Annotated in this window: 16 protein-coding genes and 1 pseudogene; 3 read left to right on the forward strand and 14 right to left on the reverse strand. The window is 41.9% G+C overall.

Annotated elements, in window-relative coordinates:
* Positions 1–6: 6 nt before the first annotated feature.
* The 4 genes from NSQ43_RS00900 to NSQ43_RS00915 all read right to left on the reverse strand — a co-directional run bounded on the left by NSQ43_RS00900 (position 7) and on the right by NSQ43_RS00915 (position 2,540).
* Positions 7–531, reverse strand: a complete 525-nt coding sequence (locus NSQ43_RS00900) for a GrpB family protein (protein WP_339252254.1) — start codon at positions 529–531, stop codon at positions 7–9.
* Between the two features lie 71 nt (positions 532–602).
* Positions 603–1,136, reverse strand: coding sequence for a DinB family protein (locus NSQ43_RS00905; RefSeq protein ID WP_339252255.1), 534 nt, complete (start codon positions 1,134–1,136; stop codon positions 603–605).
* Positions 1,136–2,116, reverse strand: coding sequence for a phosphotransferase (locus NSQ43_RS00910; RefSeq protein WP_339252257.1), 981 nt, complete (start codon positions 2,114–2,116; stop codon positions 1,136–1,138). The genes NSQ43_RS00905 and NSQ43_RS00910 overlap by 1 nt, the downstream gene beginning before the upstream one ends.
* Positions 2,117–2,396: 280 nt before the next feature.
* Positions 2,397–2,540, reverse strand: coding sequence for a hypothetical protein (locus NSQ43_RS00915; RefSeq protein WP_339252259.1), 144 nt, complete (start codon positions 2,538–2,540; stop codon positions 2,397–2,399).
* 199 nt (positions 2,541–2,739) lie between these two features.
* On the opposite strand from NSQ43_RS00915, the gene NSQ43_RS00920 reads away from it, so the two are divergent.
* Positions 2,740–3,456 (forward strand): dihydropteridine reductase, encoded by a 717-nt coding sequence (locus NSQ43_RS00920; RefSeq protein ID WP_339252261.1) that lies wholly within the window; start codon positions 2,740–2,742, stop codon positions 3,454–3,456.
* 81 nt (positions 3,457–3,537) lie between these two features.
* Here the strand turns inward: NSQ43_RS00920 and NSQ43_RS00925 are convergent.
* The 3 genes and pseudogenes from NSQ43_RS00925 to NSQ43_RS00935 all read right to left on the reverse strand — a co-directional run.
* Positions 3,538–3,903: pseudogene (locus NSQ43_RS00925) on the reverse strand (HAD-IIIA family hydrolase); the annotation flags it as partial.
* A 155-nt stretch (positions 3,904–4,058) separates the two neighbouring features.
* Entirely contained in the window at positions 4,059–5,408 is a 1,350-nt protein-coding gene (locus NSQ43_RS00930; protein WP_339252263.1) for a GntP family permease, read from the reverse strand.
* Between the two features lie 3 nt (positions 5,409–5,411).
* Positions 5,412–6,548: a glycerate kinase gene (locus NSQ43_RS00935; protein ID WP_339252265.1), complete on the reverse strand. Its 1,137-nt coding sequence runs from the start codon at positions 6,546–6,548 to the stop codon at positions 5,412–5,414.
* Positions 6,549–6,678: 130 nt separating this feature from the next.
* Here NSQ43_RS00935 and NSQ43_RS00940 point away from each other — a divergent pair, with 130 nt between their 5' ends.
* Entirely contained in the window at positions 6,679–7,758 is a 1,080-nt protein-coding gene (locus tag NSQ43_RS00940; RefSeq protein ID WP_339252267.1) for a sugar diacid recognition domain-containing protein, read from the forward strand.
* 219 nt (positions 7,759–7,977) lie between these two features.
* On the opposite strand, the gene NSQ43_RS00945 is transcribed toward NSQ43_RS00940, so the two are convergent.
* Positions 7,978–8,211, reverse strand: a complete 234-nt coding sequence (locus tag NSQ43_RS00945) for a glutaredoxin domain-containing protein (protein WP_339252269.1) — start codon at positions 8,209–8,211, stop codon at positions 7,978–7,980.
* Positions 8,212–8,325: 114 nt separating this feature from the next.
* Here NSQ43_RS00945 and NSQ43_RS00950 point away from each other — a divergent pair, with 114 nt between their 5' ends.
* Entirely contained in the window at positions 8,326–9,060 is a 735-nt protein-coding gene (locus tag NSQ43_RS00950; protein WP_339252271.1) for an MBL fold metallo-hydrolase, read from the forward strand.
* A gap of 243 nt (positions 9,061–9,303) precedes the next feature.
* On the opposite strand, the gene NSQ43_RS00955 is transcribed toward NSQ43_RS00950, so the two are convergent.
* From NSQ43_RS00955 to NSQ43_RS00980, 6 genes are all read right to left on the reverse strand, one after another.
* The gene (locus tag NSQ43_RS00955) at positions 9,304–9,921 is read right to left on the reverse strand and encodes a PepSY domain-containing protein (RefSeq protein WP_339252272.1); all 618 of its coding nucleotides are present in this window, start codon (positions 9,919–9,921) and stop codon (positions 9,304–9,306) included.
* A 102-nt stretch (positions 9,922–10,023) separates the two neighbouring features.
* On the reverse strand, positions 10,024–10,701 hold the full coding sequence (locus tag NSQ43_RS00960) for a PepSY domain-containing protein (protein WP_339252273.1): 678 nt from the start codon (positions 10,699–10,701) through the stop codon (positions 10,024–10,026).
* Between the two features lie 46 nt (positions 10,702–10,747).
* On the reverse strand, positions 10,748–12,106 hold the full coding sequence (locus NSQ43_RS00965; protein WP_339252275.1) for a HAMP domain-containing sensor histidine kinase: 1,359 nt from the start codon (positions 12,104–12,106) through the stop codon (positions 10,748–10,750).
* Positions 12,103–12,810, reverse strand: a complete 708-nt coding sequence (locus tag NSQ43_RS00970) for a response regulator transcription factor (RefSeq protein WP_339254729.1) — start codon at positions 12,808–12,810, stop codon at positions 12,103–12,105. The genes NSQ43_RS00965 and NSQ43_RS00970 overlap by 4 nt, the downstream gene beginning before the upstream one ends.
* A gap of 90 nt (positions 12,811–12,900) precedes the next feature.
* A complete protein-coding gene (locus tag NSQ43_RS00975) occupies positions 12,901–13,728 on the reverse strand; it encodes an undecaprenyl-diphosphate phosphatase (protein WP_339252277.1) in 828 nt (275 codons plus the stop codon).
* 7 nt (positions 13,729–13,735) lie between these two features.
* A complete protein-coding gene (locus tag NSQ43_RS00980) occupies positions 13,736–14,347 on the reverse strand; it encodes a DedA family protein (RefSeq protein WP_339252279.1) in 612 nt (203 codons plus the stop codon).
* Between the last annotated feature and the right edge of the window lie 341 nt (positions 14,348–14,688).

Below are 14,688 nucleotides of genomic sequence, written 5' to 3' on the forward strand. Positions count from 1 at the left end.
TTCTCCTCAACCCCGTTTTCGCTTTTCATCCCATTTCATTGCTTCCCTTTCAATCTCTAATGTTAGTTGCTCTTTTCCTTTAATATATGATTCAATATCATACGGAAACTGTTGCGCTAACTTCTCTTTCAAATCCCCATAAACCCTTGCTTTCTCTGGATGCGCGTGAAGGTAGTCACGAAATGCAAGATGTCGATCGATTTCCGATGAACCTTCTCCGTAAATATGGACATGATGTGTTCGCTCATTTCCGCCTTTTTGGAAATAGCAGCGCCCTAAAATGCCATTTTCGCCTCTCGCTTCGTACCCGTTAACCGTCATACTTGCGTTATACTGATCAATTCGTGAAATATCCTTCACGACGGGCATAATGTCGATGATTGGCTTTGCTGACAACCCAGGTACCGATGTGCTGCCGATATGGTGAATTTCGATTATTTCTCTCCCAATTATCTTCCTTAAAAGAGCTGCCTCCCTTTCAAAGTCAGTGCTCCAACTCTCGGAAAAAGGCATCACTTCCACTTTCCGCATAATGCAACTCTCCTCCCCAAAGAAAAGGGCTAACAGATTACATACTTGTTAGCCCCGTAATTGTCTTGTACTTACTTTACCGAAGTACGCAACAATTTCTTAATAACCCGAATTTGCCCCCTGTGATTCAATTCATCTTCCATTACATGAAACCATTTGAAGTATTTATTCATCGGCTGCCCTCCCCAGTATGGAGCTTGTTCGAATAGCCATGAATCAGGCAATTTCCCGAATGTGTCTAACGTCTTCTTTCTCGTTTGTTCAAGCTCTTCGAGGTAGTATTCAATAGGATTGCCTTTAATCTGTTCCCTGGCCGCTTCGCCAAGTTCCAGTGCCGGGTTCAAGATTTCGATATCCTCTTCCGTGAAGTCACGGTTTTCAAATGTCTCGATTTGATATGCTTTTTCAATCGCCACCATATGGCTTAACAGCATGCCGATGGAATTGGCTTCATCGTTAATGAGGAAATCCAATTCTTCCACCGTTAAATCTTTCACTTCCGCCAAAGTTGTCGCCCTTGTATAGTTCATCATGGAAGCCAATTTACTAAACTCCAAGCTCAAGCCGTTTTTTTGATCGATTAAAAATAATCCTTGATTCCCCATTATAAATCCCCCCGTTTAAATCCAGCTCTATAATCGTTTATTTTAGATTCTAACTTCTTTTGTAAACCATGAATCCACTCCGGATTATTTCTGTCTTTGTGAACATCTAACGTACGAAATAGACCCGTAAATGTAATCAGGTTATGAAGCCGTAAAAACATGGGAATTTCACTGATTTCACTTTCTGTCAGGTTCCTTTTACTTCGGTAACCATCAAGAAACAGCTGAAATGACTTGTTCGAGAAATCCACTTTCCCTATAAATAAATCCCGTAAGGCAAATGCGATATCGGCTACATACCAATTTCCCATACTGCTTTCGAAATCGATAATTTGGACATTGTCGCCATCCCAAATCAAGTTATCAAGTTCAAAGTCAAAATGGATGATTCCATAATTGTCTTGATTGATTTCCAATGTTGATAACCATGTTTTTATTGTTTCAAGTTCCCTTTGAGCCAAGCTTTCATTTTGAGGCAAAATGCTATCCAACTCCGCAAATTGTTGAACATAATTAATCAACGTACTGTGCTTTTTTAAAAACTGCTTTGAGCAATTATGGAGATTTCCCAAAGCTTCTCCCCATAAGTAAAATTGCCTTTCCAATAGTTCTTCAATTTCGTATTGCGCTCCGGGTAGAAGATTGAATACCACAGCCTGGAAAACACCCAAATCACTCTTCGCTTCCTCAACCATATTCCCATTCTTCGATCGTTCAGGTATGTTCACGCTAACCCCATTCACTGATAGGAAAGATAAAAACGAAACTTCCTCCATCAACTTCTTTCGATTACCATTTGGTGTTACCCGTAAAATATATTTCTCTCCGTTTCTTTCAAATACAAAAACGAAATTACTGCTTGCCCTCAAAAATCGGACCGAATCCTGTTCAAATCCCCAGTTTTCTAACAGACTGTGCACAATGGCCTCGCTTCCACCCGACTCAAGAAAATCTCTCATAATGGACAACTTCATCATCATTACTCTTCCCCCTACTATTGCGAGAACAAAGATGTCAGGATAACGAGTCCATTCCCGGTATTCCACGGATGAAAAAAAGACTATCGATCAACGATAGTCTTGGATGAATAAAAGTCATATTTCATCAGCAAAGGAAGGTACATGAATGGACATCGTGAATCTTATTGTTCTCATATGAATTTTAAACCAACTCATGATATCACCTTCCCTTTTGCACAAATTTCCCAACTACTTGAATTCTACTCTAAATTCCGATTATGGTAAATGCATTTTTCAAAATTTATTCATACTCCATCAATTTCCGTTTCCAATACACCCACGCCTTCAAATACTCCTCCAAATCATGCGGATGCGCTTTTTTACAAATACCGATTCGTGTATATAACTGAAAAACAACTTCTTCGATTAATCGTTGCGTATCCATCCGCACGTTTTTTAATAAAGCAAATTAATCAAGTAATGTCTCCATATCCAAATCATCCGGCGAATATCATTTTTTTTATTTGCCTAAAATTAAATTCATATAAATTATCCGAAAGTAAAAACTCTTTTAATTGAGAATGATAATCATTCGTGGTATAGTATGTAGTAATGAAACATTTAATGATGTGAGGGGGATTATAGTGCAAATATATTGGACGAAAATAAATAAGATTATTGAAGAAACGCCTGAGGTCAAAACATATCTATTGGAATGTCCGGAAGGTCTTACTTGGGAAGAAGGAGCCCACATCCACTTGGCCCTAAAAGGATTCAATGCTGGGGATAAACCAAACCGCAGTTTGATTCGCCATATGTCAATTTCTACTCTGCCGCAATCGAATACAATCGGCATTACCACACGCATTAAAGAACAATGTTCCGAGTTCAAATCAACACTGCGTAATCACAAAGTCGGTGACGAGGTTGCTGTATTCAAGATCCATTCTAATGTACCCCTAAAAAGAGTAGATAAAAATGTGTACTTGCTGTCTTCAGGTGTCGGCTTGGCGACGTTCAGACCGCTTGTACTTGATTATCTTGACCGCGCCGACGGGGTAAATCAAATGCATTCACTAAACATCGATTCATCAAAGGACTTCTTATTCCCTGATGTTTTTGAATCTGCACCTGACAAGAAGTTCACATCCCAGTTCGTCGATAACCGCAAAGACTACTATGATGAAGTTATAAATCTCGCTGCGGACAAAGATGGACTCTTCTATATTGTCGGCAGTGATGAATTCCTTGTACAAAACATTGAAGTACTGCGTGAGCAAGGCATCAAGCCCGAACAAATTATGCTCGATAAGCGCGAAAAACAACTTCCTGAGTTTTTATCCTTTGAATTGACGGTATAAGTTAGTATTAATTGATAAACACAAAAAGCGCAATTCCATGACATGGGTGCGCTTTTTTTGCCTATTCAGGGAAAGATATCTTCAGCTATGAAGCAACCATTTGACTGCTTCCAAAAGATTTTCAGCAATATAATCTGGCTCTACTTCAGCCCATGAATGTCGATATTGGGTTAATGACCCTTTACCCCACCCAGTCAGAACAAGGATTTTCTTTGCGCCGACTGCGTGAGCCGCTAACATATCAGTCGACCCAACATCGCCGATGAATGCCACATTCGTTAAATCTAATCCATGTTTTTCCGCTGCCTCCTGAAGCATTCCCGGGCTTGGTTTACGGCATTCGCATCCTTCCGTGGAGCCGTGAGGGCATATGAAGGCGTCGTCAAAGCCAAATGCCTCGAATTCATCAAGAAAGTCCTCAATGCTTGCCTCCCCTTTGCTGATCCTGTGCTGATTTGTACAGGCTTACCAGCCAAACGCATACACGCGGGGCTTTTCTAATAACCACCAACACGTCAACTTGCGCAAAATGCTTTTGACAATTAAAAGATCTTCCGTATATGCAAAAAACGCTGATTCCCCAAAAGGAATCAGCGCACGTTTTAAACCAATATCATCCAAAGAATCATTGTGACAACAATTGTCGTAACCCCTTGTAGTAATGTCGCCATTGTTTGTGCTTTGTACGCATCCGTCACTTTCATTCCACTGAATTCCGTGACGACCCAGAAGAAGCTGTCGTTGACATGGCTCACAGTCATTGCTCCCGCACCTACTGCCATGACGACAAGTGCCAATGGAATCGCCCCTTCGATACCCATTGCCGGAAGCAATGGAGCTACCAGTGTGGATGTGATAACCAAGGCAGCAGTTGATGAACCTTGTGCCGTTTTCAAAGCTGCTGCAATGAAGAACGGAACAAGTAGGAAGAATGCGCCGCCTGCTAATGCATCGAAATTCATTCCTCCGATCAGGTCAGCTACACCTGAATTCGAGATGACTTTTCCGAAAGCACCACCCGCACCAGTGATTAGCAAAATTGGCGCCGCTTCTTTCAGACCTTCCCCTATCCACTTCGTTAATGTCTCTTCATTCAATTTCGGTAGAAGCAGGAATGCTGCAAGAACGCCAAATAACAAGGCAACTGTAGGTGACCCTAAGAATTGTAGGAAGTTCCTAAAACCGCTTTCTGCCATTGTCAACTTCGCAACGGAGCCGATACCGATAAGGACGATTGGCAATACGATCGGAAGGAATGCTTTAAATGTTGAAGGCATTTGGCCAAAAGACTTAACGATTTCATCATAATCAAGGCCATTATTTTCTTCATCATCTTCTGGTACGGAAATTTTAGTTCCGACCTTCACCGCCCATAAATATCCGACAACAACTGCTGGAATAGCAACAATTAGACCGATCAGAATAATCGTACCAAGAAAACCTTCCGCTCCAATATTACCAGCCGCAGCAATCGGACCTGGTGTCGGTGGAACTAATGTATGGGTTGCATAAAGTCCAGTCGCAAGCGCAACCGCCATTGAAGCAATTGCAACTTTCGCACGTTTAGCCAATGCCTTCTTCAAGCTGGATAGAATAATAAAACCTGAATCACAGAAAACCGGAATTGAAACGATATATCCAATAATGGACATCGCCAGTTGAGGACGCTTCTCCCCAATTAGGCGCAACACGACTTCCGCCATTCTGTACGCAGCACCGGACTTTTCCAAAATTACGCCGATGATCGTACCCGCAACAATGACGAGCCCGATTCCTTTCATTAATCCACCGAAGCCTTCGTTCACATTTTCAACGACAGTCAATAGCGGCATGCCAGACGTGATTCCAACGAAAAATGCACCAGCCAATAAAGATAAAAACGGGTGAACCTTGAATACTGCCGTAAGTACTACAATTAGAACTACACTTAGAACGATCATTGTAACTAACATTCCCTACACCCCTTTTTCTGTAATGAACTCCATTACTTTTTTTGTTTTCTTGCGCAAATGGTCCCGGGCATTCGCTATTGCGTCTTCCACGGATATTTTTTCATCCATGATGGCGTGAACTTGCGTAAACAACGGTGTCAATGCATCGCGACTTTCTTCATCCACAACCCCTGAAATAAGAATGACGGGCAACGCTATCCGATGCGCCACTTTCGCAATACCAAATGGCGTTTTACCAGAAAGCGTTTGCAAATCGGTTTTTCCTTCACCAGTAATTATCAAATCCGCATCTTTCACATGTTGTTCAAAATCAATTGCTTCAAGAACAACTTCAATCCCTTGCCGCATTTCACAGTTGAAGAATGCTTGGAACGCACCACCCGCTCCTCCGGCTGCACCTGCTCCTGCCTTCGAATGAAGGGAGATTCCAGTTTCTCTTTCAATTACGTCTGCGAATCTGTGTAGATTCTGGTCAAGTTGCTCCACATCTACCGGAGTCGCCCCCTTCTGTGGACCAAAAACAGCCGATGCCCCAACATGTCCTACAAACGGATTTTTCACATCACTTGCGACCAAAAATTCACTATGCGCAATGCGTTCATCCCAATTCCCGCTGTCTATTGAGCAAATATGCTCGAGTCCGCCTCCCCCTTTTGGCAGTTCGATCCCGTCTTTATTCAATAAACGAATACCAAGTGCTTGGAGGATTCCTGCGCCACCGTCATTCGTTGCGCTTCCACCAAGGCCAATGATGAATTTACGAAAACCGTTGTCCAATGCATGGGCGATCAATTCACCGGTTCCGTAAGTTGATGCGATAATCGGATTCTTTTCATTTTCCTTCAGTCTCATAATTCCTGAAGCTTCCGCAATTTCAATCGCACATGTCTTGCCGTCCCCAAGAACTCCATATGACGCTCGAATAGGTCTGCCAAGTGGGTCTTCAACCAGTACGGACACATATCTCCCATTAGTAGCATCAACCAAACTTCTCATCGTACCTTCGCCACCATCTGCCGCTGGCAACAGAACCGTCCTTATATCCGGATTGACGTCGCGTATACCTGCAGCCATCGCCTCAGCAGCTTCAATTGCTGATAAACTTCCTTTGAATGAATCGGGTGCTAAAATCACCTTCATGGGAAGCACCTCCAAGTTAGAAATAAAACGCTTGCATTTAATTATATGTTTTGAAAACAAAAATACATTATAATTGATGTATAAATTTCGTGTTATAATACAGATGTTTTTTATACAAGGAGTTGAGTTTTTGATAACGAAGAAATTAGCGGAGGAAATCGTGGAACAAACGATGGTCCGATTGAAATGGAATTTGAATGTAATGGATACAAATGGAATGATTTTGGCTTCAGGGGAAAAAGAACGCATTGACCGAATCCATGAAGGGGCCGCGCATGTTGTCAGAACAAGGCAGACACTTTGGATCAATGATGAGAATATCGCAGACTGGCATGGTACAAAACCCGGTGTGAATATGCCCATATATTTTAAGGACAAACTAATCGGCGTCATAGGAGTAACAGGCGACCCTGAAGAATTAAAGGATATCGCAACGCTTGTCCAATTGGCGACTGAGATGATGGTTCACCAGGCAATGATTACATCAGAGGCCGAATGGAAACGAAAGATAAAAGAGCTCGTTTTTGAGGAATTAGTCGACGGCGGCCCGCTTCCACCGATTGTCATCGACAGGCTTGCCTTATTGGAATTCAACATGACAGGCCCTTATTTAACTTTGTTAGTGCAAACGAAAAATTTGCCTGCTTCCCCGCAGCGATTGATTGAGACGATGGAAGAGCAGTTCAATAGGAATACTGCTTTGATTGGTCTATCGAAATTGCACGAGCTGTTCATCGTTTTATCCGATGTGAATTTATCCGTTCTTGAAAGGAAACTACAGAAAATCCATAGCTTATTCCAAAAGGATTCTACTGTTCGAATTGGAGTCGGTTTGCCTGTTGAAAACCTTGAAGGCATTGCCCATTCATATGAAACGGCGAAGTCAGCTATTCAATATGGACATTCAGCTGTTACAATCAATTACTATGATGATATCGAACTCATTGCCCTTTTGAAAAGTTCATCATCCAAGTTAAGTAAACGCTTTGTCGGACGGATTTTAGATGGTTTGAATGAGCAGCTTATTGAAACGTTGGTGGCATTTTTTGAACATGACCAAGCGATTGGCGAAACAGCGGAAGCCTTGGATATCCATCGCCACACATTGACATATCGGTTGAAGAAAGTGAAGGAGTTGACCACATTTGACCCGACACGGTTTAGGGATGCAGTATTGTTTCGGATTGCGTTGTTGGTGAGGAATTCATAAGGTGGTTATCACCGACTTTATAATCGCAAAAAAACAAAAAAACCTCGATTTTTTCAATCAACGAGGTTTTCATTTTACTAACTGTTCCATAACAACTAAAAAAACACCTGTTAGAAAAAGTGCAACATATCCGATGCAAATTCTCGGGAAAAGCCTTTTATTCAACTCTTCCAAGGGGTCTTGTGAGGCAGAAGATTTACAAAAGATTTTCAAAACAAATTACCCTTCCAAAGCCTCTTGAACCGCCTCGGGATTGAATCCCAAAATCCATTTGCCGTTCAGCTTTGTTTGAGGAACGCCTCTTTGGCCAGTTTCCTCAACAAGCTTTTGCTTCTCTTCATCTGTTGTTAAAAGAACTTCTTCAAATTCAATGTTTTGTTCAGTCAAATAGTTTTTCATCATCGTGCAGTAAGGGCATGTAGTTGTTGAATAAACCGTTGCAACATTTGTCATTTTGTTTCCCCTCCTTTTACATGTATAGTATACCCCATTCCAAATGAACAAAATAGTTCGAAGTTTGCAAGATATGTTATCTTTAAATGTAACCATTTATGGAGGTGCTTTAAATTGAAAGTAATTCCTATCGGCATTTGGGGCGGCTATCCAAAAGCAAATAGCGCTACGTCCTCATTTTTAATCGAACATGATGGGTTTCATTGCCTCTTTGACTGCGGCAGCGGCGTCCTTTCTTCATTGCAAAATATCATTCCTCTTGAGAAGTTGGATGCGGTCGCCATCAGTCATTATCATGCAGATCATATTGCGGATATTGGGAGCTTGCAATTCAGCCGGATCATCAACTACTATCTCGGGAAACCTGCTCCCCCGTTACCAATTTACGGCCATGACCAAGATGAAGAGAATTTTAGTAAACTGTCTTATAAAGAGCAGACGGTAGGCGTTCCAATCCATGAAAATGACGTTATTAAAATTGGACCTTTTGACGTCTCATTCTGCGAAACGACACATCCGGTTTATTGCTTGGCTATGAAATTCACGGTTAACGGGCGTTCCGTCACGTTGACTGCTGATACTGAGTGGCGAGATGAACTTGTTGAATTTGCTCGTGATACAGATCTGTTGATCAGCGAAGCGAACTTATACGAAGAGCATTTGGGCAAATCTCCGGGACATATGGCGGGGAGCGAAGCGGGCAAGTTGGCGAAAATGGCGGGCGTGAGAGGTTTGTTGTTGACGCATTTGCCGTTGCATGGCGATCCGACAGAGATATTACATGCTGCGTCTAAAGTGTATGATGGGCCGGCGGAGTTGGCGGTTGTCGGGAAGGTGTATGAAGTTTGATTTTGATGGAGTGAGCGTTATGCGTGAGTTTGCGGGTTTATGCGTGAATTCCGTGGTTTATGCGTGAGTTCGCGTGTTTATACGTAAATTCCGCGATTTATGCGTATTTGGGATAATTTATGCGTGGATATTAGTATCTTCGTTATTCTTAGATGTCAAAAACAGTATCCCAATAAAAAAAGCGGACAGTATGGCAGCTGTCCGCTTCGTTTTTATGATTGTTGACGATAATTTAGCTATCTCTCAGTCGTCGTCTCTTTCAAATGAAAGGATGGCACCGGAATAGGCATGGATTTCCAACTCGTATTCGATATTGCCGTCTTGCATTTCAATCTCGTATTTATAGTCGTCTAATTCAAAATCAGTCACTACACCGCTTGCATGTTTATTTGCAATGGCGAGTACTTGGTCTTTTGACAATCTACCCTTATTTTCCGAACGCTTCTTTTGCTGGTCAGCTGACGATGCGACGGCCTTTTTTTCAGACGTAGGTTGGACTACTTTAAGTGACTGTTCGGCATTCGTCTTCACGCTCTGCTTCTCATCGGTTTGGACATATTTTTTATCATCATCATCTTTTTCAAACTTGATGATTTTACCACTGACCGCATCCACTTCTACATCATATTCAAATTTTTCATCATGAAGTTCGATATCATAATAGTAGCGATTGTCGTCTCTTTCAAGCTCGACTTCAGTTACAACCCCGTCGACTTTTTGTAGTGCGACCTCTTTTGCTTTCTTTAATGTGATCAACTGATTTTTGGCTGCCTCCAAGCTTGAAACTGAATCATCCGCCAATGCGACGCCACCAATAGCTAAAACCCCTGCTAATGCAGGAACCAACATCCATTTTTTCATCTTCTGTTCTCCTCCTTTTTCTTGTTATCTTCATAATACCCTTTGAAAATTAGAGTATCTTGAGAGGAACATTAGAATTTGATGAGAACGGAATTCCTAAAATTAGTCATCCCAAGTGACCGTCAGTACTTTTCCGGAAATCGCATGAATTTGATACGTAACTTCATCCAAATCATCTTCAGTATCAATGTCGATTTGGACTAAATAATATCCGCCCTCAGTCGTTTTGACGAATTCGACATCATCCACTTCACCGATCATTCCTGATGGCAATTGCGACATTCCTATGTTTGCTGCCTGTTTTTCTGAAATAAGCACTGTTTTTTGCTCGTTCGCGGGAGTAGATGGTTTACTTTTTGGTTTTGGCTTTTGTTGGGACGAGCTTGAAGTATTTCCCTCAGGTGATTGTCCGGTTTCCGAAGCGGCTTTCTCTGGTGGCGTCACTCTTTCTTCGGGGGTCTGTTTTTTATCATTATTTACGACAGCACCTGATTGAGTTGTTTCTTTCGTCTGAATGAGTGAGAGAACCTTCCCTGTTTCCGCTTCAACTTTCACCTCGTATTCCGAACCGTCCCTCACTACTTTCGCGTTATAGAACGAGCCATCCAAAACGACGTTACTTACTTCTCCTTTATAAATCTCTTCTAATTGTGAATGTATCTCCTGTATCGTTAATGTTTCCGCTTTCGTTAGCTTTCCTGATGTGTATAGCTGGCCGGCAATGACAATAATAATTGTCAAAACAATTGGGATGAACCAAGGCTTTTTTAATATATCCATATAAAAAATCCTCCTTTCCTTCATCTTAACAAGCCAACATTAAAATTCACTGAGAGCCTTCCCTTTTTTTCGGAATGAAAACCCGGATGACAGAGCCCATGTCGACTACACTTTCAATCGTCATTGTTGCGCCTAACCCTTCCGCAATCTCCTTCGCTATAGAAAGTCCCAAGCCGGTACCACCTGTCTTCCGACTTCTATCTGAATCCACCCTGTAGAACCGATCGAAAATATGCGGTAAATCTTTCTGTGGGATTCCCTTGCCATAATCCTTCACGGACACTTCCACATCGTTTTCCCGCTCGGTAATGGTTGCGACAATTTCCCGCTCACTATATTTCCTTGCGTTATCAAGGAGTATAAATAATAATTGCTTCACAAACTTTCCGTCCGTTTCAACAATTGATTCGCCCTCGGCTTCGATGATAATTTCTCTTCCATATGCTTGGCGCAGTGGCTTCACAACGCCTTCTAACAATCGATTCAGATTGACATCCGTAAATTCAAATGTTTGTGCTTCGCTACTTTTTGCCAAATCCAACATTTGTGCGATCATGTCTTTCATTCTCTTAGTTTCCGAAATGACGGCATTCAATGCTTCATCCACTACTTCTCGATTATCGAAGCCGCGTCTCATCAACAACCTTGTATAGCTTTCGATGACTGTCAGCGGCGTTTTTAATTCATGAGAGGCGTTTGAAACAAACTGCTCCTGTTTCCTGAAATTCTGTTCAAGCTGCTCCATCATTTCATTGAACATCCGCTCCATTTGCGCAAGCTCGTCTTTACCGTTCTCATTGCCGGTCATTTTTTCATATGTTCCGGACTGCCTGTTTAGATTCATTGCTGTGATGAGCTTTTCGATCGGCTGGGTGACAATCTTTCCTAATGTCATACTGGATAAAATGATGGGAAGCATTGCAAATATCGTTACTCCGGTCAGTACATATTTCAACACCCTCATATTGGCCTCGACGTCTGTTAGCAATTGTGTCATTTGCAACGTGACGACTTCCCCAGTCGGCCAGATAATTGGAGTGGCTATGGATATCGATTCAGTTCCATTAAACGCACCAATTAAGTATGACTGCTCGGGCTTAACCTGTTCATTGATCTTCCCTAAACCTTCTACAGATTGGACATTGATAAGTGATTTGTTCTCACTGTCGACAATTGAAATCGCACCATTGGGAGGAACGAACGCACGCAAAAGGATACCAGCATCCTTTTCCGTTTCCAAATCGCTCAACGCTGCGGTCAGTTCCTTTGAATGGCCAACCAATTGCTGGTATTCCGTATTATGAGACATCCTCTCGAAAAGGAAATAAATGACGAGATTCGCTAAAACGAGAATTATGAACATCAATAATGTAGAAAACACATGGATTTTTTGTTTTAATTTCATAAAGAAGTTTCCTTCAATGCATAGCCTACCCCGCGCACAGTTTGAATGAGAGAAGGCTCATCCGGATGATCAATCTTCTTCCGAACATAGCGGATGTAGACATCGACCACATTCGTGTCGCCGTAATAGTCAAAGCCCCACACCGCATCAAGCAGCTGCTCGCGCGAAAGCACTTGATTTGGATGGCGAATCAAGTGAAGCAGTAGATCATATTCCCTTGGCGTCAAATCAATTAACTTTCCATTTCGCTTCACTTCACGCGACTGTTCTTGAACGGATAAATCTGCGAATTCATGGAGGAACTCGTCTTTGACAGGGATTTCCACTTTCTTCTGAGATGTTCGAATAGCTGATCGGATACGTGCAAGTAGTTCGTCAATTTCGAATGGCTTCGTCACATAATCATTGGCCCCTAAGTCAAGTCCAGTCACCTTATCTTCAACATCGCTTTTTGCTGTCATTAATATTACAGGTGTCCCACATCTCGTCGCTCTAATCCTTCTCAGCACATCCAGGCCGTTCATCCCAGGCAGCATTAAATCGAGCAATACAAGATCCCAATCGCTCTCACGGAATTTAATAAGGCCATCCGTGCCGGTATAGGCTATGTCGACTGAATATCCTTCGAACTCAAGTTCCAATTGTAGAACTCGTGCGATACTTTCTTCGTCTTCAACAATCAATATATGTTCACCCACACGAATCACCGCCTTTTTTCCCCATTCTAACAGATGACCTATCACTCAACTATTAATATGAAAAAACGACCCCATGTAAAGGGTCGTTTCGTTTCATTATAAAAATACAATTGCAGCAAGTACGATTGCCAAGAAAATCCGATATAAAGCAAACGGTACAAGCTTCACTTTTGAAATTAATTTCAAGAAGAATCGGATTGAAATGAGCGAGAATACAAATGCGCTAATAAATCCGACGACGTAAAATGAAATATAATCCATCGACATGTATTCCCAGTTTTTCAACACAGAAACAAGACTTGCACCCGCCATGATCGGAACTGCCATGATGAACGTGAAATCAGCAGCTGTCCTATGGTTCATCCCAAAGAGCACACCGCCCGAAATCGTTGCACCGGACCGCGAAAAACCTGGCCATAACGACAAACATTGAACAAGGCCGACAGTGAACGCCTGACGGTATGTGATTTGATCCAAAGATTGGACTTTTGGTCGCTTAGGACCGAATTTGTCCGCAACAATCATGAGGATCGCCCCTGCGACAAGCGCGAAAATCACTGTTTTGACGCCAAATAAATGATCATCGATAAAGTCTTTGAACGCAAAACCTAAAACAACAGCTGGCAGCATGCCGACGATGACATGCAATAGGTTAAACCTTTTGGTCATCTTTTTCCCATCTACTTTATAAAGCCCAACCAAGCTAAGCAATCTTTTCCAAAATACGACGACAACTGCTAAAATCGATCCAAGTTGAATAACGATTTTAAATGTGTTGGCAGGATATTTACCTAAAAACTCTTCCGTTTTCAACCACATATCATCCACGATGATGAGATGGCCCGTCGAGGATACCGGAGCAAACTCGGTCATCCCCTCTACAAAACCAAGTATTAATGCCTTAATCAGATCAAATAATTCCATAAATTCCTTAAGCCCTCTTTCTGCGGAAGCGAATGTATCCAATAAAACTCGCTAAACCACTAATTCCCAACACTACATAGACAATCATTGAATAGACATCCATATAGTGGATGATTGATTCCCAATTTTCTCCGACTTTAAATCCTATTGTAACAAGAATTGCATTCCAAATGAAGCTTCCAATTGTGGTTAGCAAAATAAAAAACGGGAAGTTCATATGCGACATACCTGCCGGAACGGAAATAAGGCTACGTACAAGAGGAACGAGACGACAGAAAAAAACTGTCCACGGTCCGTATTTATCAAACCAGCCTTCTGCCCGACGCAGATCCTTTTTCGTCAAGCGAAGATAGCGGCCATGCTTCTCGACAATCCTTTCCATTCTTTCCACATCGACTAACAGCCCGATACTGTAAAGAACCATCGCACCAACGACAGAACCGATTGTCGCTGCGATGATGACGCCCGTTTTCGTCATTGTTGTAAAACCAGTCATGAACCCACTGAACGTCAAAATAATTTCAGACGGGATTGGAGGGAAAATATTTTCCACTAACAATAAAAAAAAGACGCCGAAATAACCATTCTCCCCAATAAATTCCGTTATCCAATTTTCCATGCGACACTTCCTTGTTCAGGCTAATTAGTTCAATTTAGCTTTTTCTATTGTGCGACGCCTAAAATCAGGACGGCTACTTGCCCTCCGAAGTTTCGAAACGCTTCATAAATTGTACGTCCTTGGACAACTGATTATGAGTAATTGTGGATATTAGAGGATAACAGCAAGTTATTCACCGTTTTATGTGGATAATACGGTTGATATGTTGATAATTTCTGAAAAGTTGGTACTTTGAGGAAAAAACTATCCACATGTTAGTAATTCGGAATAAAAAAAGCCCTACCATTGTGAATAATTTCATGGCGGGCTTGTTGATTATATTTGATTAAACCTTAATTTAT

Origin of the sequence: Sporosarcina sp. FSL W8-0480, from assembly GCF_037963765.1 — a bacterium.
In the GTDB taxonomy this organism is placed as follows: domain Bacteria; phylum Bacillota; class Bacilli; order Bacillales_A; family Planococcaceae; genus Sporosarcina.

Coding starts and splice junctions, on each gene's coding strand:
- NSQ43_RS00900 (WP_339252254.1), bottom strand. CDS start 531: ATGCGGAAAGTGGAAGTGATGCCTTTTTCCGAGAGTTGGAGCACTGAC.
- NSQ43_RS00905 (WP_339252255.1), bottom strand. CDS start 1,136: ATGGGGAATCAAGGATTATTTTTAATCGATCAAAAAAACGGCTTGAGC.
- NSQ43_RS00910 (WP_339252257.1), bottom strand. CDS start 2,116: ATGATGATGAAGTTGTCCATTATGAGAGATTTTCTTGAGTCGGGTGGA.
- NSQ43_RS00915 (WP_339252259.1), bottom strand. CDS start 2,540: ATGGATACGCAACGATTAATCGAAGAAGTTGTTTTTCAGTTATATACA.
- NSQ43_RS00930 (WP_339252263.1), bottom strand. CDS start 5,408: ATGTTAGTTACAATGATCGTTCTAAGTGTAGTTCTAATTGTAGTACTT.
- NSQ43_RS00935 (WP_339252265.1), bottom strand. CDS start 6,548: ATGAAGGTGATTTTAGCACCCGATTCATTCAAAGGAAGTTTATCAGCA.
- NSQ43_RS00945 (WP_339252269.1), bottom strand. CDS start 8,211: ATGACAAATGTTGCAACGGTTTATTCAACAACTACATGCCCTTACTGC.
- NSQ43_RS00955 (WP_339252272.1), bottom strand. CDS start 9,921: ATGAAAAAATGGATGTTGGTTCCTGCATTAGCAGGGGTTTTAGCTATT.
- NSQ43_RS00960 (WP_339252273.1), bottom strand. CDS start 10,701: ATGGATATATTAAAAAAGCCTTGGTTCATCCCAATTGTTTTGACAATT.
- NSQ43_RS00965 (WP_339252275.1), bottom strand. CDS start 12,106: ATGAAATTAAAACAAAAAATCCATGTGTTTTCTACATTATTGATGTTC.
- NSQ43_RS00975 (WP_339252277.1), bottom strand. CDS start 13,728: ATGGAATTATTTGATCTGATTAAGGCATTAATACTTGGTTTTGTAGAG.
- NSQ43_RS00980 (WP_339252279.1), bottom strand. CDS start 14,347: ATGGAAAATTGGATAACGGAATTTATTGGGGAGAATGGTTATTTCGGC.